Origin of the sequence: Aphanizomenon flos-aquae FACHB-1287, from assembly GCF_014698755.1 — a bacterium.
GTDB lineage: Bacteria > Cyanobacteriota > Cyanobacteriia > Cyanobacteriales > Nostocaceae > Dolichospermum > Dolichospermum flosaquae.
Genome location: NZ_JACJTO010000001.1, coordinates 112190 through 136989, shown reverse-complemented (window position 1 = coordinate 136989; position 24800 = coordinate 112190). Strand labels below are relative to the sequence as shown.

Annotated in this window: 17 protein-coding genes and 1 tRNA gene; 4 read left to right on the top strand and 14 right to left on the bottom strand. The window is 38.0% G+C overall.

From position 1 onward, the window contains the following. Positions 1 to 2: 2 nt before the first annotated feature. The 5 genes from H6G44_RS00605 to hemL form a co-directional block, all read right to left on the bottom strand. On the bottom strand, positions 3 to 356 hold the full coding sequence (locus H6G44_RS00605) for a translation initiation factor (RefSeq protein WP_190386095.1): 354 nt from the start codon (positions 354 to 356) through the stop codon (positions 3 to 5). An 81-nt stretch (positions 357 to 437) separates the two neighbouring features. Then, the gene (gene devC / locus H6G44_RS00600) at positions 438 to 1613 is read right to left on the bottom strand and encodes an ABC transporter permease DevC (RefSeq protein ID WP_190386096.1); all 1176 of its coding nucleotides are present in this window, start codon (positions 1611 to 1613) and stop codon (positions 438 to 440) included. Positions 1614 to 1647: 34 nt separating this feature from the next. Next, the gene (locus H6G44_RS00595; protein WP_190386097.1) at positions 1648 to 2844 is read right to left on the bottom strand and encodes an ABC exporter membrane fusion protein; all 1197 of its coding nucleotides are present in this window, start codon (positions 2842 to 2844) and stop codon (positions 1648 to 1650) included. 394 nt (positions 2845 to 3238) lie between these two features. Then, positions 3239 to 4816 (bottom strand): serine/threonine-protein kinase, encoded by a 1578-nt coding sequence (locus tag H6G44_RS00590; RefSeq protein ID WP_190386098.1) that lies wholly within the window; start codon positions 4814 to 4816, stop codon positions 3239 to 3241. A gap of 172 nt (positions 4817 to 4988) precedes the next feature. Then, a complete protein-coding gene (gene hemL, locus H6G44_RS00585) occupies positions 4989 to 6287 on the bottom strand; it encodes a glutamate-1-semialdehyde 2,1-aminomutase (protein ID WP_190386099.1) in 1299 nt (432 codons plus the stop codon). 136 nt (positions 6288 to 6423) lie between these two features. On the opposite strand from hemL, the gene hisIE reads away from it, so the two are divergent. Next, the gene (gene hisIE / locus H6G44_RS00580) at positions 6424 to 7074 is read left to right on the top strand and encodes a bifunctional phosphoribosyl-AMP cyclohydrolase/phosphoribosyl-ATP diphosphatase HisIE (protein WP_190386100.1); all 651 of its coding nucleotides are present in this window, start codon (positions 6424 to 6426) and stop codon (positions 7072 to 7074) included. 336 nt (positions 7075 to 7410) lie between these two features. Further along, the gene (locus H6G44_RS20075) at positions 7411 to 12741 is read left to right on the top strand and encodes a DEAD/DEAH box helicase (protein ID WP_242046773.1); all 5331 of its coding nucleotides are present in this window, start codon (positions 7411 to 7413) and stop codon (positions 12739 to 12741) included. A gap of 100 nt (positions 12742 to 12841) precedes the next feature. Here H6G44_RS20075 and H6G44_RS00565 read toward each other — a convergent pair. The 7 genes from H6G44_RS00565 to H6G44_RS00535 form a co-directional block, all read right to left on the bottom strand. After that, positions 12842 to 12914: transfer RNA gene (locus H6G44_RS00565), tRNA-Ala, on the bottom strand. Between the two features lie 53 nt (positions 12915 to 12967). Further along, the gene (locus H6G44_RS00560) at positions 12968 to 13726 is read right to left on the bottom strand and encodes an HAD family hydrolase (RefSeq protein WP_190385263.1); all 759 of its coding nucleotides are present in this window, start codon (positions 13724 to 13726) and stop codon (positions 12968 to 12970) included. Between the two features lie 193 nt (positions 13727 to 13919). Continuing rightward, complete coding sequence (locus H6G44_RS00555; RefSeq protein ID WP_190385264.1) at positions 13920 to 15386, bottom strand: S-layer homology domain-containing protein; 1467 nt, start codon at positions 15384 to 15386, stop codon at positions 13920 to 13922. Between the two features lie 402 nt (positions 15387 to 15788). After that, on the bottom strand, positions 15789 to 17633 hold the full coding sequence (gene ftsH3 / locus H6G44_RS00550; RefSeq protein ID WP_190385265.1) for an ATP-dependent zinc metalloprotease FtsH3: 1845 nt from the start codon (positions 17631 to 17633) through the stop codon (positions 15789 to 15791). 219 nt (positions 17634 to 17852) lie between these two features. After that, a complete protein-coding gene (locus H6G44_RS00545) occupies positions 17853 to 18635 on the bottom strand; it encodes a hypothetical protein (protein WP_190385266.1) in 783 nt (260 codons plus the stop codon). A 65-nt stretch (positions 18636 to 18700) separates the two neighbouring features. After that, the gene (locus tag H6G44_RS00540) at positions 18701 to 19912 is read right to left on the bottom strand and encodes an acetate kinase (protein WP_190385267.1); all 1212 of its coding nucleotides are present in this window, start codon (positions 19910 to 19912) and stop codon (positions 18701 to 18703) included. A gap of 200 nt (positions 19913 to 20112) precedes the next feature. Next, positions 20113 to 21456: a DEAD/DEAH box helicase gene (locus tag H6G44_RS00535; RefSeq protein ID WP_190385268.1), complete on the bottom strand. Its 1344-nt coding sequence runs from the start codon at positions 21454 to 21456 to the stop codon at positions 20113 to 20115. A 230-nt stretch (positions 21457 to 21686) separates the two neighbouring features. Between H6G44_RS00535 and H6G44_RS00530 the strand changes: the two genes are divergently transcribed. Beyond that, positions 21687 to 22418, top strand: coding sequence for a DUF1995 family protein (locus H6G44_RS00530; protein ID WP_190385269.1), 732 nt, complete (start codon positions 21687 to 21689; stop codon positions 22416 to 22418). A gap of 109 nt (positions 22419 to 22527) precedes the next feature. Beyond that, a complete protein-coding gene (gene dnaN, locus H6G44_RS00525; protein WP_190385270.1) occupies positions 22528 to 23679 on the top strand; it encodes a DNA polymerase III subunit beta in 1152 nt (383 codons plus the stop codon). 65 nt (positions 23680 to 23744) lie between these two features. On the opposite strand, the gene psbV is transcribed toward dnaN, so the two are convergent. Both psbV and H6G44_RS00515 read right to left on the bottom strand, forming a co-directional pair. Next, positions 23745 to 24236 carry a photosystem II cytochrome c-550 gene (gene psbV, locus H6G44_RS00520; protein WP_190385271.1) on the bottom strand — a complete coding sequence of 164 codons (492 nt, stop codon included), beginning with the start codon at positions 24234 to 24236 and terminating at the stop codon, positions 23745 to 23747. Between the two features lie 100 nt (positions 24237 to 24336). Next, a complete protein-coding gene (locus H6G44_RS00515) occupies positions 24337 to 24774 on the bottom strand; it encodes a hypothetical protein (RefSeq protein WP_190484217.1) in 438 nt (145 codons plus the stop codon). Positions 24775 to 24800 lie beyond the last annotated feature (26 nt).

Below are 24800 nucleotides of genomic sequence, written 5' to 3'. Positions count from 1 at the left end.
CTTCAACCACCACTGATTTTAGCCTTGTAACCTAATTTTACCAAAATCTCTAATATCTTCTGTTTATGGTCGCCCTGAACTTCAATTTCATGATCTTTAACCGTGCCACCAGTACCACATTGGGCTTTTAACTGTTTTAATAAAGTAGCCAAAGTTTCTGGTGTAGTTTGAAAACCTGTAATAACTGTAACAGTTTTACCTTTACGTCCAGCACGAGTAGCCTGGATTCTGACATTTTGCTGATTGGGGGGTAAATCTGGGGTTCCGCGTTCTACAGCGCGGTCTAGTGGGGGTGAACTACCATTACCAAATTCTTGGTAGACAAAGCCTTTGTTAGAATTGGGATTAGAAGCCATAAAATTTAATGCAGAAAAAATAGACTTTAGATATTATCTATTTTATATTAAGCGGTGGCCATCAGTTTCGGCAAATCCGATTTAAAACATATCTGCAGGGTCAGCAGATTGGAGTTTGCTTGTAGCAATTGTTCCAGAAATAGCACACATAATAATAGTTAAAAATAGAACTTGGATACCACGAATAATCGTCATATACATGGGCAAATTTGTCGCTGTTCGGGTGATATAATAAAGTCCTAAGGATACAGCTACTCCTGGAAAAAATCCCAAAACTGCTAAAATTAAAGCTTCTTCAAAAACTATAGTTAGTAAATAGGAATGAGGATATCCTATGGCTTTAAAAGTTGCATATTCTCGTAAATGGGCATTAACATCTGCGGAAAGAATTTGATAAACAATAATTACCCCAACGACAAATCCCATTGATACACCGAGATTGAAAATAAACCCAATCGGAGAATTATTACTCCAAAATTTATTTTCAAATTCAATAAATTCGGCATGAGTTAGCACTCTTACATCATCTTTTAAATAAGCCTTTAATTGGGCAACAACTTGATCAGTTTTATAATTTGGTTTGATTTTAACTAAACCAATACTCACACTACTTGTAGGCTGTCTGGCAAATATTTGTGAGAAGTTATTAGTGCTAGTAATTAAAGTACCATCAGCCGCAAAGGAAGCACCAAGTTTAAATAAACCACTAATAGTAATTGTGCTGCCATTAATTTCAGTTGTGACAGTTTTACCCTGTTGAATTTGCTTGATTGCTTCTTGATATTCTCCCCTAGCAGATCGATCAAATAAAACTGTATTTGCTAATTTTATCTTCTCTAATTGTTGATTAATTTCTGGTAAATCAAAAGCTGGTTTATCTGGATTAATGCCAATAATTAAAACTCCTGTTTCTAAATGTGTTTGGGGATTTTTCCAAATAATATGGTTACAATACATGGGTTCAGCGGATTTTACCCCTGGAACATCCATTGCTTGATAAAGTCGTCTGCGGGAGAAAATAGACATACTTTGTAAACTACGGGCTTGAGGACTAATAAGAATAATATCAGCCTGTAAACTTCGATGTAATCTAGTATTACTATCATATAAAGCAGTTTGAAAACCTGACTGCATAAACATGAGAACATCAGCAAAAGCAATACCAGATACTGCGACCAATAAGCGACTTTTTTCATGGGTAAGTTGTAACCACCCTAAAGGTATTCTTCGTCGCAATTGTTGAAAAATAGGAATCATAGAATTGACAACTGATAATTGATAATTGAACTGATTAAAGACTAATAATTGTCTTAACTTGCATATTAGTAAATTTAGCGGCTTGCTGACTAGAAGCCTTATTTAGTCGGATATAAACTTTTACTATTCTATTATCAATATTGGTGGAGGGATCTGTATTGGTGAGATTTTGCTTTCTGACTTGTAAACCGATTCTTTCTACTTTTCCCTGCAATTCTTGAGCAAAAACATCACTAACTATCCGCACATTTTTTCCTTGAATAATTTTATTAATATCACTTTCGTAAACTTCAGCAACTACATACATTTGACTGGTTTTACCAATGTCAGCTATACCATTATTAGAAATTAATTCTCCTGGGTGAGTGTAGATTTCAAATACTTGTCCATTTTGAGGAGATTTGACATAAGCTTGTTGAAGATTAATCGTAGCTTTTTTCACATTTACATCTACCCGATTTAATTCGGCTATTGCAACTTCTATATCTACTTTTCTCACTTCGGAAATCTGGTTTAGTGTAGCTGAAGCTTCTTTTATTTTTTCTTTACTGCTTAATTCTAATTTTTTTAACTGTGACTGTGCTGCTTGGAGACTTTTTTTTGTAGTTTCTATATTCAAGTTTTTGCTATCTTTTTCAGAAGCGGAAATAGCCCCTTCTATATATAATTCCTGATAACGTTTATTTTCGGCTTTTGCATTGAGTAATTCAGCTTGTAATTTTTCTAAAATTGCTTTTTGAGTATCAATATCACCTTGACTTTCGGCCACTAGTCTGTCAATAATAGCTTTTTGTGCCGTAATTTCTCCAGGTTTAGCACCTGCTTGAATTTGGGCAATTTTAGCTTGAATTATTCTTACTTCTGCTTTGGCTGCGGTTAATTCTGCCTGCAAGCGTTCTCTAGTATTTAAAATAGCAATTACCTGTCCTTTTGTTACCATATCTCCCTCCTGAACTAATATTTTTTCGACTTGACTTCCTTCTCCAGATATAGGTGCTGATAATTTAATTACCTCCCCTTCTGGTTCAATTCTACCGAGTGCTGTAACTGTTTTTATCTCTGGTATTACTACCGCAGGATTTTCTGGCTTTTGATGATCTATTTCCCGAAATTTGAGAACAATAAAAACACTAATACTAGCCACAGATAAAGATGCTAACATAGTAATAGCTATTGCTAATCGGAGAATAGACTGAGAAGATAATGAACTTTGTAGTTTGTGGTTTTGCACAACTGCATACCTTTTCAGTGCTGTTTCAAAATTAGTTGATGAAAATTAATCTCTAATTCAGGTATGGTAGAAAACACAAATTCTGGAAAATTTGACAATATAGATGTAGACTAAATAAGGTAATTTAGTCAATTTATGGCATTGAAAATAACAAATGAATTGCAGATTTTTGGCAGATATGAACATTTAGAAATGATATGCTAAAATAGAAAGTCAGATGGTTAGCAGATGACAGTTTGAGTAAAATAGTAAAAATAAATGGTATATTTCCCAGTCTAATGAAGTACACACCAATTTGTTCCCTGTTTCCTGTTCGCTAAAACTAACAAACTTTGTACCTTACAAGTATGAGAACTGCTATATTTGAGACAAAATATTTTCAGGAGGTTAAGTATTAAAATAAACTCCGCTTTCCATTAGGACGCACTGTGAACATATTCATTTTAGCTACAGCTAATTGCTGGTCAGTTACCTTAGCACCAGTAAGATTAGCTCCAGACAAATTAGCTCCCCGGAGATTGGCTTGACTCATATAAGCTCGACTAAGATCAGCACCTCTGAAATCCGCCCCTTCTAAATCAGCATTACTAAAATAAGCCTTGCTTAAATTCGCATCTCTGAAATTTGCTTCTTTTAAACTTGAACCGCCAAAATCCGTATTCTGAAGATTAGTTCCTTGAAAATTGGCTTTATGAAATTGAGCAGAATGAAAATTAGCTCCTGATAGATTACCTCTAACTATATTCAAGAGCGTAAAATTGTAGCAGGAAAAATCCCGTTCGCCTGTGTTATAGGCTACTAATAGACCTTTGGTATCTAATTTTTGCACAGATGGAGATCTGTAATTATTGATGCTTCTATGAGTTCGGTTACTGACAGGAGGCTGTTCAGATATAGACCCTCCCTTTTGAGTGTATCCACGTTGCCATTCCGGTGCCGTTTTTTCTTTTCTAGATCGAATAGATTCAGCAATTTTCGTTATAGAATTATTTTTATCAGAAGTATAATTATGAACACCAGGATCTTCAGATATGGGGGGTGTGGATACTAAGCCTTGAGTTAAATTATCTACATATGGCTCTATATCCAAAGCTTGGAGTACGTTTTGTGCTGTTTGATAGCGATCGCGTACTGACATTTCCAACATCTTTTTTAATACCGTAGTCAAATGATCACTAATATTAACTAGATGTTCCCACGTCACATCACCCGTGGTGGGATTGTATTCTAAATCCTTAGGAATTTTAGCCGTCAGCAAATAAATACAAGTCACTCCTACTGCGTAGATATCACTAGAATAAACGGGACGCATGGCCATTTGTTCTGGAGGTGCGAAACCAGAAGTACCAATTGCATAAGCGGTTAAAGCTGTGGCTTCAGATTCACCAGAGGTGATTTGATTGACTTGATTTTTGACAGCGCCGAAATCAATGAGTACAAGTTTGCTATCTTGAGAACGACGGATTAAATTAGCTGGTTTAATATCCCGGTGAATTACCTTTTGCTCATGAATGTATTGCAGTAATGGCATAAGATCCCGTAAAAAATTCCTGATTCGCTCCTCATTATAAACCCCGGTTTTTATCACCTCCTGTTGGAGAGTTAAGCCGCTGACATATTCTTGAACTAAATAGAATTGCTGATTATATTCAAAATAATCCAGTAGTCTGGGTATTTGGGGATGATTACCAATCCTACCTAAAGTTTCTGCCTCTCTGGCAAATAGCTCCCCTGCCATTTTCAATAGGTGAGGAGTTTTACTGACTGGACGTAATTGCTTAATTACACAACGAGGTTTACCTGGCAAGTTTTCCTCTATTGCCAAAAATGTTGCCCCAAAACCACCTTGACCTAGTGGTTTGACAGGTCGAAAGCGACAGTGCAAGATCAATTTTGAGCCGCAAGCCTCACATATTTGGCTAGAGCCTGAATTTTTAGGAGAGGAACAGGTGGGATTTACGCAATAGCTCATGAACTGTCAACTTAATGGGACTAATCATGCTTTTGTTCGATTATATCAGAGAATTTAATAACTATACTTTTGATTAAGTAATTTGCACCTCACAAGCATAGGAACTGCCATAAAGGCAAAGGGTGTGGTCCAGGGCTGAAATTACGCGCTCTGCCCCCTGCCCTCTACCTATTTACAGACTAGATAGCACCTCTTTCGCTGCGGCTAAGGTCTGTTCGATATCTTCTTGAGTATGTGCCAAGGAAGTGAAACCAGCTTCAAATTGAGATGGTGCTAGATAAATACCATGCTCTAACATTCCGTGATGAAAACGACCAAATTTAGCGGTATCGGCTTTTTTAGCATCTTCATAGTTATGCACGGGTCCAGCGGTAAAGAATAATCCAAACATGGCACTAATATTACCACCACAAGCAGCATGACCAGTATCAGCGCAGATTTTTAGTAATCCATCGGCTAATTGTTTGGTAATTTTTTCTAAATACTCATAAGTTCCGGGTTTGTTGAGTAGTTCTAGGGTTTTAATTCCCGCTGTCATGGCCAAAGGATTACCCGAAAGCGTCCCGGCTTGATAAACAGGACCTGCGGGGGCAACCATTGACATGATTTCGCGGCGGCCACCGTAAGCGCCAACAGGTAAACCACCACCAATGACTTTACCCATGGTGGTTAGGTCAGGGGTAACGCCAAATTTTGCTTGTGCACCACCGTAGGCAATGCGGAAGCCTGTCATAACTTCATCAAATACCAATAGTGCGCCATGTTCTTGGGTAAGTTCTCTAAGTCCTTCTAGAAACCCAGCGTCAGGGGTAATAAAGCCAGCATTACCAACTACAGGTTCGAGAATGACACCGGCGATTTCTTGGGGATTTTGTTCAAATAAGGCTTTTACGGCTTCTAAATCATTGAAAGGAGCGGTTAAGGTGCTGGCTGTGACTGCTTTAGGTACTCCTGGGGAGTCGGGTAAGCCTAGGGTAGCTACTCCAGAACCGGCTTTGACTAGGAACATATCAGCGTGTCCGTGATAGCAGCCTTCAAATTTGATGACTTTTTCTCGATTTGTAAAGGCTCGCATGAGGCGTAAGACGGCCATACAAGCTTCTGTTCCAGAGTTGACAAATCTCACCATTTCGACGCTAGGAACAGCATCAATGACCATTTCGGCTAAAATGTTTTCGAGGACGCAGGGAGCACCAAAGCTAGTACCTTTATCTAGGGCTGTGTGCAGTGCGGAGATGACTTCTGGGTGAGCATGACCACAGATAGCTGGTCCCCATGTGCCAACATAGTCTATGTATTTGTTGCCGTCTATATCCCAAATATACGCGCCATTAACGCGGTCAAATACTATGGGTTGTCCCCCGACGGATTTAAAGGCGCGGACGGGAGAACTCACTCCTCCGGGCATGAGTTTTTGAGCAGCAGCAAAGATTTCTTGTGATTTTGTGGTTTTAATTGAGGTGTTTACCAAGGGTATCTCCTAGTCGGTAATGATGAAAATTGAGTTTCTATCTTAAGATAGGGTGAAAAGTTACTCAGAATTTCTATGGTATAGGATTAGGTGAAAATGGTATCCTAATTCCACTAATTATTGTAAATTAACTGCTATGTCTCGTCCTGAATTGCTATCCCTCCTATCTGCTATCCCTGTGGACAAAATTCGCTATGATGACCAAGGTTTAGTACCGGCAATTGTCCAAGATTATTTGGATGGAACTGTGCTGATGATGGCTTGGATGAATCGGGAATCTTTACAAAGGACTTTAGCAACTGGAGAAACTTGGTTTTGGAGTCGTTCCCGTCAGGAGTTTTGGCATAAGGGGGCTACTTCTGGTCATATTCAGAAGGTGCAAAGTATTCGTTATGACTGTGATAGTGATGCTTTGTTGGTGGGGGTGGAGCAGGTGGGTGATGTTGCTTGTCATACTGGGGAACGTAGTTGTTTTCACCAGGTTGATGGCAAGGTTACACCACCACCAGGAGATAGTTTATCACAGTTGTTTGCGGTGATCTGCGATCGCCGGGATCATCCTCATGAAGATTCTTATACCTGTAAGTTATTGGCTGGTGGTGATAATAAGATCCTGAAAAAGATCGGTGAGGAAAGCGCGGAGGTAGTCATGGCCTGCAAGGATAATGATGCTGATGGAATTGCTGGTGAAGTTGCAGATTTATTTTATCATACGCTTGTGGCTTTGGCACATCATCAGGTTGATTTAAAGGCTGTGTATTTGAAACTACAAGAACGACGGAAGTAATCGGGGTCAAGAAATCTATTTCAACCTGGTAGGGTAGGTAATACTACCCTGTATTCCTGGAAGTTTTTATGTTTATATATTATAATGTGTACTTCATTATACAGGGGAAAACATGGGAAGATATCCTTATTATCCTATCTAATTTATACAATTCTATAATTTTTGCTCCAAAGTTAATACAAATTAACCTATTCAGGTCTTTACAGATATACTTAACTGTAGTTATCATATAATCAGAATTAGCTTAAGCAGGATTTAAGGATATACAGGATGATAATTTTAATTATCATCAAAAACATAAACAAATAAAATTTATAAACTGGTAGAAAAATTAAAATGACCATTCGCTCAGTCTTAAATGAATTTAGAGAAAATTCTGATTCCCCCCGTGATTTAGGTGATAAATTTGAACGATTAATGTTAAATTATCTCCAGACTGATCCTATTTATAAAGAGTGTTTTAGTCAAGTGTGGATGTGGATGGATTTTCCAAAACGGGGAAATATGCCAGATACAGGTATTGACCTAGTAGCAGTAATCAGAGATACTGGCGATTATTGTGCTATTCAATGTAAATGTTATGGAGAAAATCAAACTTTAGAAAAATCAGATATAGATTCATTTTTCACCACTTCCGGGACAAATTTATTTAAAAAACGGATGATAATTTCCACTACAAATAAGTGGAGTAAAAACGCCGAAGCAGCTTTAGATGGTCAACAAATTCCTGTTATTCGTGCTGATATTTATAATTTAGAAAATAGTCCCATTGATTGGGATAAGTTCAGTTTAAAAAATCCTGATCATTTAGAACTTAAACCTAAAAAACAAATTAGAACCCACCAACAAGACGCTTTAGAAAAAGTCCTCGCTGGGTTTAAAACGGGAGATAGAGGTAAATTAATTATGGCTTGTGGTACTGGTAAAACCTTTACTGCTTTGAAAATCGCCGAAAATTTCCCTAGAGAAAATAATTTAATTCTCTTTTTAGTTCCTTCTATTTCTTTACTTTCCCAAACATTGAGAGAATGGACAGCAGAAAGTGATATTAATTTTCATAGTATTGCAGTTTGTTCTGATGTGAATGTGGGTAAAAATAAGAAAAAATCTCAAAATGATGATCTTGCTGATCTTACCATTAATGATTTAGCTTTTCCCCCTACAACTAACGCGGAAGATATTATTAAATCCTATCGTGCTTTTAATACCCCCCAACCCCCCTTAGAAAGGGGGGCTTTTGATTCTCCCTTAGAAAGTGGGGCTTTTGATTCTCCCTTAGAAAGTTCCCCCCCTTTACAAGGGGGGGTTAGGGGGGGTTTAACCGTTATTTTCTCCACTTATCAATCAATTCAATCTATATCAGACGCACAGAAAAAAGGTTTACCAGAATTTGATTTAATTATCTGTGATGAAGCCCATAGAACCACAGGAGTAACGATTTCTGGTGAAGATGAATCTTATTTTGTGAAGGTACATAATCAAGATTTTATCCAAGCTAAAAAACGTCTTTACATGACAGCAACTCCTAAACTTTATAGTGATGAAACTAAAGTACAAGCACAGGAAAACGACGCTTTTTTATGTTCCATGGATGATGTAAATATCTATGGTCAAGAATTTCATCGTTTAAATTTTGGGGAAGCTGTCAGCACTGGTTTATTAACTGATTATAAAGTGATGGTGTTAGCAGTTGATGAAAAATTTGTGAGTGCAACTTTTCAACAACAATTAGCAGACGCAAATAACGAATTAAATTTAGATGACGCAGTTAAAATTATCGGTTGTTGGAATGGTTTAGCTAAACGTTTAATTCAAGATGCTCAAGGAGAAGAAATAGAAGATAATAACCCCATGAAACGTGCGGTTGCTTTTTCTCGCACCATTAAAGATTCTCAAAAGATTGTTGATTTATTCGCTGATATTGTCAATGATTATCAACAATTAAACCCCGATGATGAAACGTTTTTACAATGTAATTTAGACCACGTTGATGGTAAACAAAACGCTTTAGAAAGAAACAGTAAATTAGAATGGTTAAAAGCTGATACTTCCGCACAGGGTTCTATCTGTCGAATTTTATCAAATGCGCGGTGTTTATCGGAAGGTGTAGATGTTCCTGCTTTAGATGCTGTCATGTTTCTCACTCCTCGTAATTCGGTGGTAGATGTGGTACAGTCCGTTGGTAGAGTGATGAGAAAAGCTGAAGGGAAAAAGTACGGTTATATTATTCTACCCGTTGGTATTCCTGCTGATATACCTCCCGAAATTGCTTTAAAAGATAATCAAAAATATAAGGTAATTTGGCAAGTTTTACAGGCTTTACGCTCCCATGATGACCGATTTAATGATACTGTCAATAAAATAGAATTAAATAAACGTCGTCCTCCCCAAATTGCTGTTATTGGAGTGGGAGGTAAAACTGAAAATAATGGTAGGGGCGAACGGCCGTTCGCCCCCACATATAAACAATTAGAATTGAATTTTCCCATTGAAGAATGGAGAAATGCCATTTATGCGAAAATAGTTACTAAATGTGGTGATAGACAGTATTGGGAAAAATGGGCTAAGGATGTAGCGGACATTGCTGATACTCACATTTCCCGAATTAAGGCTTTATTAGGGGCGAACGGCCGTTCGCCCTTACAATCGGAAGCGAAAAAAGTATTTGATGAATTTATCACAGGATTACATCAAAATATTAATCCTAATGTCACCGAAGATGAAGCCATTGAAATGTTATCTCAACATTTAATTACTAAACCGATTTTTGATGCTTTGTTTGAGGGTTACGAATTTACTAAATATAACCCGGTTTCCCAGACAATGCAAAGAATGTTAGATGTGTTAGAAGGTCAATCTTTACAGAAGGAAGTCAAGACTTTAGACAAGTTTTATCAAAGTGTGCGAGAACGCGCTAGTGGTATTGATAATGCAGAAGGAAAACAGCGGATCATTATTGAATTATATGATAAATTTTTCCGTGCGGCTTTTCCCCGGTTGGTAGAAAGATTGGGTATTGTTTATACTCCCGTGGAAGTGGTAGATTTTATTATTAAAAGTGCTGATTTTGCTTTAAAACAAGAATTTGGTGTGGGTTTAAGTGATGAGGGTGTGCATATTTTAGACCCCTTTACCGGGACTGGTACTTTTATGGTGCGGTTATTGCAAAGTGGGTTAATTAAACCAGAGGATTTACAACGGAAGTTTACTTCAGAATTGCACGCTAATGAGATTGTTTTATTAGCTTATTATATTGCGGCAATTAATATTGAGGAAAGTTATCATTTTTTAACTCAATACCCCCCAACCCCCCTTGTAAAGGGGGGCTTAAATTTCAACCCCATTAATGAAGGGGGATTAGATTTCAACCCCATTAATGAAGGGGGATTAGATTTCAACCCCATTAATGAAGGGGGATTAGATTTCAACCCCATTAATGAAGGGGGATTAGATTTCAACCCCATTAATGAAGGGGGATTAGATTTCAACCCCATTAATGAAGGGGGATTAGATTTCAACCCCATTAACGAAGGGGGATTAGATTTCAACCCCATTAATGAAGGGGGATTAGATTTCAACCCCATTAACGAAGGGGGATTAGATTTCAACCCCATTAATGAAGGGGGATTAGATTTCAACCCCATTAATGAAGGGGGATTAGATTTCAACCCCATTAACGAAGGGGGTGCTTCATTCCCCCCCTTAATAAGGGGGGGTAAGGGGGGGTATCAACCTTTTAATGGGATTGTTTTAACGGATACTTTTCAAATGTTTGAAAATGCAGGTTATTTGTTAGAAAGTATCTTTCCTGAAAATAATCAACGGGTAATTAATCAAAAGCAAAGGGATATTACTGTGATTATTGGTAATCCTCCTTATTCTGCTGGACAAACAAGCGAAAATGATGGTAATAAAAATCTCAAATATGAAAATTTAGATCAAAAAATTGCCAATAGTTACGCTAAACATTCCACAGCTACGAATAAAAACAGCCTTTATGATTCTTATATTCGCGGTTTTAGATGGGCTAGTGATAGAATTAAAGACCAAGGTATAGTTTGTTTTGTCAGTAATGGTTCATTCATTGATAATAATGCAATGGATGGTTTTAGAAAATGTTTGGTAGATGAATTTACTAGCATTTATTGTTTTAATTTACGTGGTAATCAAAGAACTTCGGGAGAACAATCAAGAAAAGAAGGAGGTAAAATTTTTGGTTCAGGAAGTCGTGCTACTATTGCCATTATTTTCTTAATCAAAAATTCCAGTAAGAAATCAGAAAATAAGGTATTTTATCATGATATTGGTGATTATTTAAGTCAAAAAGAAAAATTAGATATTATTAAAAATTTCGGTGATATTTCTACTATGAAATGGCAAGAAATCACCCCTAATGAAAATTATGATTGGATTAACCAACGTAATGATGATTTTGAAAGTTTTATTTCATTGGGTGATAAAAAAGATGCAACTTCTAAAACTATTTTTGATGTATATTCAAGAGGATTAGCAACAAGTCGAGATACTTGGGTTTATAATTTTTCTAAACAAGAATTAACAGCTAATATGACTAAAATGATTGATTTTTATAATCAACAAGTTGAAGATTTTAAGAAACATTTAAAAGGTCAAACTTTAAATAATGTTGAACAAAGAAAAAAACAAGTAGAATCTTTTATTGATAATGACCCTAAAAATATAAGTTGGTCAAGAGGTTTAAAAAATGACTTAGGAAGATTCATTAATTATGAATTTTCTCATGATTCTGTATTTATGGGAATATATAGACCTTATTGTAAAAATTGGGTTTATTTTAATAAATATTTTAATGATATGACATATCAATTACCAAGAATATTCCCAAATCAAAACTTAGAAAACTTAGTAATTTGTGTAACTGGAATTGGTGTTACAAAAGATTTTTCAGCTTTAATAACTGATGTTATTCCTAATTTACACTTTCATGATACAAGTCAATGTTTCCCCTTATATACCTACGAAAAACAAAGCGAACTAGGATCACTATTTGCAACAGCAACCACAGAACAATACACGAAAAAAGAAAACATCCCCGATAGCATTTTCAAAGAATATCAGCAAAAATATCAAGACAAAACCATCACAAAATCAGATATCTTCTATTACATTTATGGAGTATTACATTCCCCCGAATATAAACAACGCTTTGCGTCAGACCTCAAGAAAATGTTACCACGAATCCCCTTTACTGCGGATTTTTGGACATTCAGTCAAGCCGGTAGAGAATTAGGGTATTATCATCTCAACTATGAAACCATAGAACCTTATGAATTAGAAGAATTTAAAAAAGAATTATATTTAGACGACAAAGATTATCAAGTCGAAAAAATGGTATTTGGTAAAAACAAAAACGGTATAGATAAAACCATCATCATCTATAATAGTAAACTTACCCTGTCCCAAATCCCCCTAGAAGCCTACGAATATATAGTAAATGGCAAATCAGCCCTAGAATGGATTATGGAACGGTACAAAGTCACCAAAGATAAGGATAGTGGCATAATTAATGACCCTAACCATTGGTCAGAAAATCCCCGTTATATAGTGGATTTAGTTAAAAGGATAGTGAGAGTCAGTTTAGAAACCGTGAGAATAGTTAAAAGTTTACCAGCATTGAATGAGATATAGCCATTCCCCTATAATTTATGTATTGTGTAGTCAGTGTTAAGTTTATGCCACATTGATTTGCGAAATGTGATATGTAATGTGCGAATGTACAATGTACAAATGGAGAATAGGAGACTCGAACCCCTGACCTCTGCGGTGCGATCGCAGCACTCTACCAACTGAGCTAATTCCCCTTGTTACGCTTATGCGTTTTCAAATCTAATGGAAATAATAGACGTACTATATCTTAACACTCAGGAACAACAAATTGCACATCTTTTTCTAAAAAAACTTCTTGTACCCGCTGTAAATCCAAATCAATCAGATAATCAATTGTCCAATTAGCTTGACGTTGTAGCATATGGAAAGGATAAGTATTCGCTACACCTACTACTTGCATTTGGGCGCGTTTAGCTGCTTGTATACCTAATGGAGTATGTTCAATCACTAAACACTCATGGTGTTTTAAGTTTAATTCTGGATATACCTGATTTAGACGTTCAACTGCCAACAAGTAACCTTCTGGATGAGGTTTATTGCTGCTGATATCGTCCCCCGACACAATCACAGAAAAGTGTTCAGCTAACTTAGCAGATGTTAACACCATTGCTATTTCTGAGGATAAAGCATCGCTAACTAACCCCAATTTAAGATGACGGGAACGAATCTGAAAAATCACATCTTCAATGCCAGAATACAAAGGCAATTTTTCCAGCTTCCCCAATTCTAGCACATAAGCTTGAGCTTTGCGGACAAGTAACTGATTTATAGAAGCTTCGTTTAATACCCTACCACGACTTTTTAACAGACTTTGCAGATACGCACGACAGCTTATTCCTAAAAAAGCTTGACGCTCTTGTACCCGTTGAGGTTGAAGATTTTCTTGTATAAGAATTTCATCTATTAGTTGAATATGTACTGCTTTGTCCTTAATAATAATACCATTAAAGTCAAATAAAACTGCCTTTAAATTCCCAGATGAATTTTTGTACTTAGTATAATCCATAATCCTCTCCTACAAATGACTTTAAGTACATTGGTAAAGCTAAAGAAATTGGTTGATTAATAACATTAACCGATTGTATGGGGTTTTTGGCAAACTTGATTGTTTTATCATAATTTTTTACAGTCAGTATCCCAGCTATATTTAGTGTAATCAAGGACGCATACCTGCGTCCATGGGAGTATCAATTGTCTACTTATTTTGTCGGTAAATCTGGGACTTCTCCAGTGCTCACCATTGCTCGATATAATAAAGCACAAACATCTGCTCTAGTGGCAACTTTTTTAGAATTTAGCAATTTTTTATGGGGATAATTAGTAATTACACCATTTTCTGTTAAAGCCGCGATAAAATTACGATGTTCACTTCTAATACTAGAAGCATCACTATAAACTGAAAGGATATTTTCTGTTGAACCTGTAAATTTATAATTCAATCCTTTAGCTAAAGTGATTAAAACATCGAGACGGTTAAGTTTTTGGTTGGGGTTAAAGTTTTTGCTTTTGCTATTGAGAATAGTAAAAAAGCCCATTTCGTAAGTTTCTCGAATAGCATCATAAGCCCAATATTTCTGAGGAACATCTTTAAAATTAATTGCTTCTCGAATTTTACTTTTAACAAAGACTTTTTGCAAAAGAGCGGCTAATTCAGCACGAGTTACTGGTGCATTCGGACGAAAAGAATTATTAGGAAATCCGCTAATTACTTCCATTGCTGCTAATTCGGCAATATATTCTCTAGCCCAATAGTTTTTAGGAATATCAGAAAATGAGACTTGAATATCTTTAGCTACTCCTATTTGCCGATATTCACTTAATAATTTACCAAGTTCAAAACTAGAGTTTGCAGTAATTGGAGTTAATTTTACTAAACTACCAGGACTAGCTGTTAAGGCTTTTGCTAAAGTAGAATCAAAGGCATTGAGGGATTTACCAACTACAGCAAAATCACCTTCACTAAAGGATGTAGGATAAATGCCAGTGGTAGCAACTTTAGCAAATCCTGCGGCTTGATATTGGACAATATTGAGCTTTTCTGAACTATTCAGGAAAGTAACTTTTTGGTTATTAACTTCCGTGAAATAGTCGTAGGCATTATTATTATCAACAATGCTATCATTGTTAGTATCAAAACCATAAAAAGTGCGAACTACTTTGTCTTCTGTGGGATTAGCTGATAAAATCAAATTAACCGCGGTATTTTCTGGTAAACAGACAAATTCACTGTAACCAATAAAGCGATTATTTGTATCATATAAACGGATAACAATGCGATCGCCTAATTTAAATCCTTTAACAAACTTAGCCTTTTGCTTAATCTTATATTTATAATCACCTAAAAACCTTTCTTGACGATATTTATTACCATATTTACTCTTAATAGAAATACGGGCAATTACTTCTTTTATTGTTCCTCCAGGTTGCCATATATAAAGGGTAAATGCTGATTTTTTTTCTGGTGGAAAACTCGTATTATCAGTAGTATCAATTGCTTTACCGTCAGATTGACTTACTAAAAGTTGTGTTTGCGGAGAATTGCTAAATTTTGATGTAACTGGGGAAGAAATTCTTAATACTGCTAATGCAGAAGATATTGGTGATAATACGACAACAGAAACCGCTGTAACAAGCAGTTTACTCCAACTTAAGTTAATGGGATTCATTGTATTTATCTTACACCTAGCCAATGGACTAATATTCTCTAGATCAAAAATTTCGATGCTAGTGAAACTTACTGGTAATACAAGGCATTTTATATTACTTTTGACAAAGAAGCAAAAAAGAGATAATTACCCATTATCGGTTTCAATGTAGATAAGCTGTTATACACGGCAGAAATCACAAAATAAACATAACTCTCGAAAGAGATTAAATATGATTAAGATTCAATTCTTGACATAGAGAATCAATTACATTTTGAGTAGCCAGTAGTTGCTCGTCAGATTTGATAGGTCTAGAAGGAAAAGCTTGTCAAATTCTAAGTAGTTCAGACCTTTAGAAGAAACTAACTAAAAAGAGTAATTCCAGAAAAACCAGAATTACTCTTTTAAAAAGTTTAGGAAAAATTACGCAAAAGCAGCCATTTTCACATCGTTATTACCAAGAATTTCTTGTAATTCCTCAGCGTCTACGGTTTCCTTTTCAATCAGCATTTGAGCAATTTCATCTAATACCTTGCGGTTATCGACTAAAACTTCTTTAGCTCGAATATAAGCCGTATCTACTAACTTCCGCACTTCTTCATCAATAGCAGCAGCAGTTTCTTCCGAGAAATCGCGCTCAGACATAATATCTCGACCCAAGAACATATTTCCTTGTTGACGACCAAGGGCAACTGGACCCAAGCGATCGCTCATACCAAACCGAGTTATCATTTGTTTAGCTACCCTGGCCACCTGCTGTAAATCATTAGAAGCACCTGTCGTAACTTCCTCCTCACCAAAGATAATTTCCTCAGCGAGACGACCACCTAAAGCCACAGCCATTTGATTTTCCAGATACGCACGACTGTATAAACCAGTATCCATACGGTCTTCACTAGGAGTAAACCAAGTCAAACCACCAGCACGACCACGAGGGATAATGCTAATCTTTTGGACAGGGTCATAGTCAGGCATTAAAGCCCCAACCAAAGCGTGACCTGCTTCATGGTATGCTACCAAAGTTTTGCGTTTTTCGCTCATTACCCGGTCTTTCTTTTCAGGACCCGCTAATACGCGGTCAATAGCATCATTAATTTCATCCATCGAAATTTCAGTTAAATTCCGACGAGCGGCTAAAATTGCGGCTTCATTGAGTAAATTAGATAAATCAGCACCAGTAAAACCAGGAGTCCGACGGGCGATTTTATCCAAGTCTACATCTTTAGATAAAGTTTTACCACGGGCGTGAACTCTCAATATTTCGCTTCTTCCCGCGTAGTCAGGACGGTCAACCACAACTTGACGGTCAAAACGACCAGGACGTAATAAAGCCGCGTCTAATACGTCAGGACGGTTGGTAGCAGCGATAATAATAATACCAGTGTTACCTTCAAAACCGTCCATTTCCGTCAACAACTGGTTAAGGGTTTGTTCCCGTTCGTCATTACCACCACCTAAACCAGCGCCCCGTTGACGACCTACCGCGTCAATTTCATCAATAAAGACGATACAAGGAGCATTAGTTTTCGCTTGTTCAAATAAATCGCGGACACGGGAAGCGCCCACACCCACAAACATTTCCACAAATTCCGAACCGGAAATTGAGAAAAAAGGAACACCAGCTTCTCCAGCTACAGCCCGTGCAAGTAGAGTTTTACCAGTACCAGGAGGTCCAACTAAAAGTACACCTTTAGGAATTTTCGCACCAATGGCAGTAAAGCGATCAGCATTCTTTAAAAAGTCTACAACTTCATTTAATTCTAATTTAGCTTGGTCAATACCCGCAACATCCCCAAATGTAACTTGAGTTTGGGGTTCCATTTGCACCCTAGCTTTAGATTTACCAAAGTTCATAGCTTGATTCCCAGGACCGCCTTGAGCGCGACGGAGGAGGAAAAATAAGCCAACTAGCAGCAACACAGGAAAGAATAAGCTGCTGAGAGCCTTAAACCAAAATCCTTCGTCTGCTTGAGGTAATACAGCGATATCAACACCCTTAGCTGTGAGAGTATTAATTAAATCCGGGTCATTAACTAAGGTGACAATCTTTTTATTAGGGTCAAATTTGGGTGTTACCAGGGCTGTAGACCGGTCGGAACTCAAACTAACTCTCTCAACTCCACCTTTTTCAACTTCTTGGATAAACTGGCTGTAACGCCATGTTTCTCTGCTTTGAGGTTGTTTGTCAAAAAAAGCTGTTCCTAGCGCAATAACAACTATAAAAAGGAGCACATACAGCCCCGTATTTCTCCATCTTTTATTATTCACCGATGTTGATTCTCCTGTACTTGTTTGCTGCTTATACCTTGCTTCTCTAAGGAAGAGGACATTATGATAATTATGTTAACTTATCTTAAGATATCTCAAAATCATCCTCCTGTCATGCTCAAAATAATCTCCCACCTCCTGTGGGGTCTAAAACGTGAAGATAGCAGGAGTTCTATTGTAACGTTCTCAGGAGAAGTCACCGAATGAATAACTCACCAATTAATCTGCTCCTGGTCTAATATTAGTTGTACCGTCGGGATTAACAATGACCTTTGCTCCCAGAGCTTCAATTTCCCGAATTGCCCGTTTGCGAGTTTTTTCATCTATGTTATTATTTAAAACCATTGTCCATGTAGCGACTCGCGCCGATTTGCTATCAGGATTTTTACTGAGAAATTGAGCAGTTCTGTCAGAAATAGATGCTACTTGTTTACTTTCTTCATCAGTGTAAGCACTTGCCCATTCTGCGGCTTTGAGAAAAGATGTTCGGGCTGCTTGAGCATTACCTAAAAACAATAACTCATCTGTGCCTTTATAGCGCCAAACATAATAGGATCTTTTTGGTACTTGGGGGGATATAGATTTTAATCCTTTTTCCATTAAAGCTATGGTTTGATCTGGCATACCACCGTATAAAGAACTACTTATTGAAAGTGATAAATAGGCTTCTAGAAATCGTGGGTCGCGGTCTAAAATAACTTTAAAATATTCTGGGCTGATACTGTAACCTGTTTTATCTCTGGCTTCCGTATCACCAAAAAATTGCAAAAAATCAATATACACCCAATCTGCAATCAGGTTTTTATAACCAAAGCTGGGTACATTCTGGAATAATTGCAAGTGGAGACTTGCTTTTTTGAGGTCTTTTTCCAGAGTTTCTACGGAAATCGCTTGTTTATTAATTAATAGTTTTTGCAGTTTTGGTATTTGCATTAAGCTAATGCCAGTAATACACAAGCAAGGGACCAAGGGTGTAATAAAAGCTTCACGAGATAAAAGCATACTTCGAGTAATTAAAAATTCAGCATTAAAAATTAAAAATGAGGATAACCTCCCCTCCCTCTTGATTATCGCATCAATTGGTAACATTGTTGTGCTATTGCCCAATCTTCCTGAGTTGCTACAACTAAAACGCGCACTGTTGAATCAGATGTGGCAATATCAATATCAACAGGTTGTTGTTGATTTTTCTCTAAATCAATTTTTAGCCCCAAAAATTCAAAAGCTGTACAAGCTGCTTGACGGATTCCTGCGGATTTTTCCCCTACCCCAGCAGTAAAGACTAATACATCTAAACCGGCTAAACTCGCCAGCATCGCCCCGATACCAGCCCGCAAACGATGTACGTATATATCCCATGCTAATTGAGCGCGTTGATTACCTTGTTCTTTAGCAGCTATCACCTCCCTTAAATCACTCGATATTCCAGAAATACCCTTTAATCCAGAAGCCTTATTTAACACATTATCTAATTCTTGACTAGAGTAATTATACTGCTGCAATAGATAAATTAAAATCCCTGGATCAACTGATCCACAGCGGCTACCCATCATTAAACCATCCAGAGGAGTAAATCCCATAGTTGTGTCAATACTGCGACCATTTTTGATAGCAGCTAGGGAACAACCATTACCTAAATGACAAGTAATTATCCGCAGAGATGATAAATCTCGACCCAGAATTTCCGCTGCTCGATTCGCACAATACTGATGACTGATACCATGAAAGCCGTAACGACGAATACCTTGCTCTGCTAAATGATAGGGGATGGGATAGATAGCTGCGGACTCCGGTAAGGTGCTATGAAATCCTGTATCAAAAACTGCGACTTGACTCACATTCCCCAAACTTTTTTCAATGACTTCGATACCTACTAAAGCTGCTGGATTGTGTGCTGGGGCGAGATTGCATAAACGAGCGATCGCCTGTTTAATATCTTCCGTAATTATCACAGCCTCTCGGTAATCTTGACCACCATGTACTACCCGATGTCCCACCACTTCTATGGCTGATAAATCATCAATTACCTTAGTTGTACCATTGATGAGAGTAGATAGCAGGTAAGCAAATTGCACCTGTCGGGAATCACCAGCCAGGGTTTCTTGCAGTTTTGCACCTGTAGCGGTTTTGACTGTAATTTCCGCTGGGTTTTGGTCTTGAGTCCAATTTATTTTCCCTTCCCACAGGGGTTGGGGGGCTAAATTAGGAATTGGGGATGTTATATCATATAAACAACTCTTTTGGCTGCTAGAACCGGCATTGAGGATGAGTATTTTCATAAATTAAATTTTATGGCGTTGCTTATTCAGGATATAATTTTACATCACGCAGAGGCGCAGAGTCTCAGAGAGTAAGAATTTGAAATTTTTGATTTTCATACTTCAGTCTCGCTTCGCTACGCAAGCTATCAGCAATGCCAAATTTATTAGTAAGTTTAGTCTCTAGAGACTAAACACTTTCCCTTGTGGGGACTGGTCTATTACCTACGTTTACCAGAACGACGTGGTGTCGGTGAACCAGGAATAGACTTTTTATCACCCGCTGCTGTGCGTGAAGAAGGCTGTCTAGGGGACTTTTGAGAAGCAGATTTAGGAGCAGAACGACGAGTTCGCTGATTTCCACCACCACCAGCAGGAGCTTTGCGTCCATTGGGAATTGGTTCGGCCTTAATTTCCGGGTTGACTCCAAAACCAGCCACCACTTCCTTAGGTAAACGCTGCTGAATTAGTTGCTCAATATCCGCTAACAAATGATGTTCATCAACACATACAAGGGAAATCGCTTGACCTTCCGCACCAGCGCGTCCAGTCCGACCAATACGATGTACATAATCCTCTGGAACATTCGGTAAATCGTAATTAATAACGTGAGGTAATTCACTAATATCAAGACCACGCGCAGCAATATCCGTTGCTACCAATACCTGCAAAGTCCCATCTTTAAACTTAGTTAAAGCGTGAGTTCGCGCTCCTTGACTCTTATTCCCGTGAATAGCTAAAGCTTGAATACGGTCCTCACCCAACTGCTTAACCAAGCGGTCAGCACCATGCTTGGTGCGGCTAAACACTAATACTTGATACCAGTTATTTTCCTGAATCAGATGAGAAAGTAATTGCCGTTTGCGATCGCGGTCCACATGATAAACTTTCTGTGATACCGTAGCCGCAGTTACATTCCGACGTGCCACTTCAATCATTGTCGGATTATTTAGTAACCCAGCGGCCAGGATTTTAACTTTATCCGAGAAAGTCGCAAAAAATAGCAAATTCTGGCGTTGTTTTGGTAAAAGTGCCAGAATACGGCGAATATCATTAATAAAACCCATATCCAGCATTCGATCTGCTTCATCCAGTACCAACACTTCTACACGGGATAAATTAACTGTCCCTTGTTGAACATGATCTAACAATCGTCCCGGAGTGGAAACTAAAATATCTATACGGGTTCTCAATTTCTGTTTTTGGGGACCAATACTCACCCCCCCAAACATCACCATTGAACTCAAATCTAAGTATTTACCATAATCACGGACGCTTTCTTGTACCTGTGCAGCGAGTTCACGAGTAGGAGTGAGAATTAAAGCCCGAATTGGGGAAAATCCCTGAGAATTGCTGGAAATACTCTTATTTGCAGACAAACGATGTAACAATGGTAGAGTGAAGCTGGCGGTTTTACCAGTACCAGTTTGCGCTCCAGCCATAATATCACCCCCAGCCAATACCACAGGAATAGCCTGTTTCTGGATTGGTGTAGGTTGATTATATCCTAGCTCCGTAACAGCACGGATAATTTCAGGGGACAAGCCGAGATTAGAAAAAGACATAGAACTCCAGAAATAACATCGGCCTGTCGCCAATTATGGCTGCAGTCTTAGGCGGACGAATGGTTTAAAATGGTAAATGGGCAGTAAGCACCAAGACTAGGAGCATAAGCCGTAATCTCCCATTATAGCACTTATTGTTAAATCTGAAACTATCTCTCCCAATCCGCGATTTTACAACCGGAGACTTAATAGTGAGAGAATTAAATACTAATCCAGCGACTTTGTAAACCATGGCCGAACTACCCAAAACCCTAGAAGATGCGATCGCTCAATCAACAGAAGCGGTAAAATCAGCTTTAGCTGATGGTGTAACTCGGATTCAAGTTGAGTTATTATTTCCAGAACTCAAATTCATGACAGTTGCAGAACAGTTTCTCCCTCAGTTTACTGAATATGAATCCCGTCTCAAAGTCTTCTTTGCTGATGCCGGTGCGGCTGCTTTAGCCCGTCGTGACTGGAAAGATGCAGGATTCCAAATTTCCGATATTGGTACAGGTAGAGCCGCATCCTTAGCCGCGAAAATTCAGCCAGAAGATGAAATTTTCCTGTTTATCGCCCCCACATCCGTAGAAGTACCACAATTAGAAAAATTGTGTGAACTAATTGGAGAACGTCCCGTCATCATGTTGACACCCCGACTAGAAGATTCTAGTATCGTTGGTATCGGTTACACAGCCAGGGAAACCCGTCGTCGCTTCATTAGTACCATCGAATCTTGTTACTATATCCGTCCTCTAGATGATCAATCTGCCCTTTTCCGTTGCTACCCTGGACTGTGGGAAATATGGTTAGAAACAGAAGGTGGATATCAAAAAATTACCGAACTCCCTAAAAAACCCTCTGGTGATGAATTAGATGCAATTCTCCTAGGGAAAGGGGAAAACACCACAGACTCTACACCAGCTAAAAAATCCAGTGTGTTTAAGAGTTTACAACGGTTTATCAAGGCTTTAAGCAGTTAAGATAACAACGTAATGGGTAAATCAGTTATTACCAATTACCAATTACCAATTACCCATTACCAATTACCTATTCCCTATTCCCTATTCCCCCCATTCAATTACCTTTAAGATGAAATTAATCTGTTCTCAAAGTGATCTCAGTAGTAATCTTTCTCTCGTTAGTCGTGCAGTCCCATCTAGGCCAACTCACCCAGTCCTGGCTAATATTTTATTACAAGCAGATGCCAAAACTAATCAAGTGAGTTTAACAGCCTTTGACTTGAGTTTAGGTATCCGTACCAGTTTTACAGCCGAAGTATTAGAAAGTGGAGCGATCGCTCTCCCCGCCAAACTACTTGTAGATATCACTTCTCGTTTACCAGAAGGGGAAATCACCCTCGATGACCAATCAGGAGACGCAGGTGGAGAAGGTATAATTGTTACACTCAAGCCCAAGACCGGACGTTACCAAGTGCGAGCAATGGGCGCGGAAGAATTTCCCGAATTACCAGTGATTGAAAACGCTGAAGCAATTACTCTTACCACTGCTGCCTTAATTGAAGGTTTAAAAGGTTCTTTATTTGCTACCAGTTCAGACGAAACTAAACAAGTCCTCACAGGAGTACATTTAACCCTAAAACAAGACACTTTAGAATTTGCAGCCACCGATGGACACCGTTTAGCCGTGCTGGAAACCAACAATGAGCGTCCTGTAGAAGGGAGTGAACAGGTAGAAGTGACAGTACCCGCAAGAGCATTACGGGAATTACAACGGATGTTAGGACATAGTTCCGCCTCGGAAGATACTGTAGCGGTATATTTAGATCAAGGTCAAGTAGTCTTTGCTTGGCAAAATCAACGGTTAACAAGCCGCACTTTAGAAGGACAATATCCAGCCTATCGGCAATTAATTCCTCGTCAATTTGAACGCCAAGTTACATTAGAAAGAAAGCAATTTATCAGCACTTTAGAACGAATTGCTGTATTAGCAGATCAGAAAAACAATATTGTCAAAGTTAGCATTGATAATGCCAATCAAGAAGTTACTTTATCTTGTGAAGCCCAAGATGTGGGTAGTGGTACAGAATCAATGCCAGCACAAATATCTGGAGAAGATATAGACATTGCTTTTAATGTCAAATATCTAATGGAAGGTTTGAAAGAATTACCATCTTCAGAAATTCAAATGCACTTAAATCAAAGTTTAACTCCAGTAATTTTTACTCCTTTAGGTGGGTTAAAAATGACTTATTTGGCTATGCCTGTACAGCTTAGAAATTAGTTGTTGAAATGTCAGGGAATGTATCATCTGTTCCCTGACAATTTGTATGGCTGTATCAGGATAGTTTAGTAATAAATTTTACCGCCACCCCATTTAGCGCCAACAACTTTGGGCTCAAGGAGAATATGTCCAGCAATTGCTTTCAAGTCTTCCTCTTTAAGATTTCGCATGACTTTGAAAATATTTGCACTCTTAATACTGGGGTGGATTTCAGAAATCTCTGTTTCACCATCATAGGTGGTGGGATTTTTCATATAGTCCACCAGTCCTTCAATATTATTGCGGTTGGGTAGAGCCCCTGCTAAAGCTTCTGGTTCAAGTCCCACATTTTGGTTAGTCTTCGTCACACCACCTGCATGGCATTGAGCGCAAGCGTAATTGAATAGTCGTTTACCTTTTTTGACTTGTTTCAGAGATAATACAACAGTATCACCTTTGTCATTTAATGGCACCGTGCGGATAGTTTCATTTAGTTCTAAAGCTGTTGCACTACTGATAACCATCTGAAAAGTCAGTAAAATAGTAGCAACAACAACACCAATTAGCCTTCTAAACATATTTCCCCCTTCAAGATTTTATTGAGTCACTGTAATACCAATATCATGTTAGGAGTCCAATTTGTTGCCAAAAAGAAGAAGGTGATAGGTGACAGGTGTACTATTTTAAAATTGGTTTTTTCAGAGAAATAGAAAGAGTGTACTTCTGCTTCTTTCGTGATTGACCTATATACACTAAGTATTTACCCTCTTGCCAGTAACCAGAGAGTTCTGCCTTGCCACCTTCAGCAAGAACACAAAATCTCCCTCCCGGTCCTGAAATCAATAGTGTTTGTCCTGTAGCTTCATTATCTTTAGCCTCCACCGTAAAGCGTAGATAAGGCAATGGCTCTGTAATTGAAATTACTTGATTAGGGGTGGAGCTAATATTCCCACATTTATCTTTCACATCCCCCCCAGACAGACCTGTTAATATTAGGTCTTCTGTCAAAGCAGAATTAATTTCAATGGTTGAGGTGTCAGCAAAACTAGACTGATTCAATAATAAACCTGTTGTAAATGCTAGGGAAGCAATTTTCAATAGCTTCAAAGTTTTCATGTTATTTCTATGCTCTCATATATTGG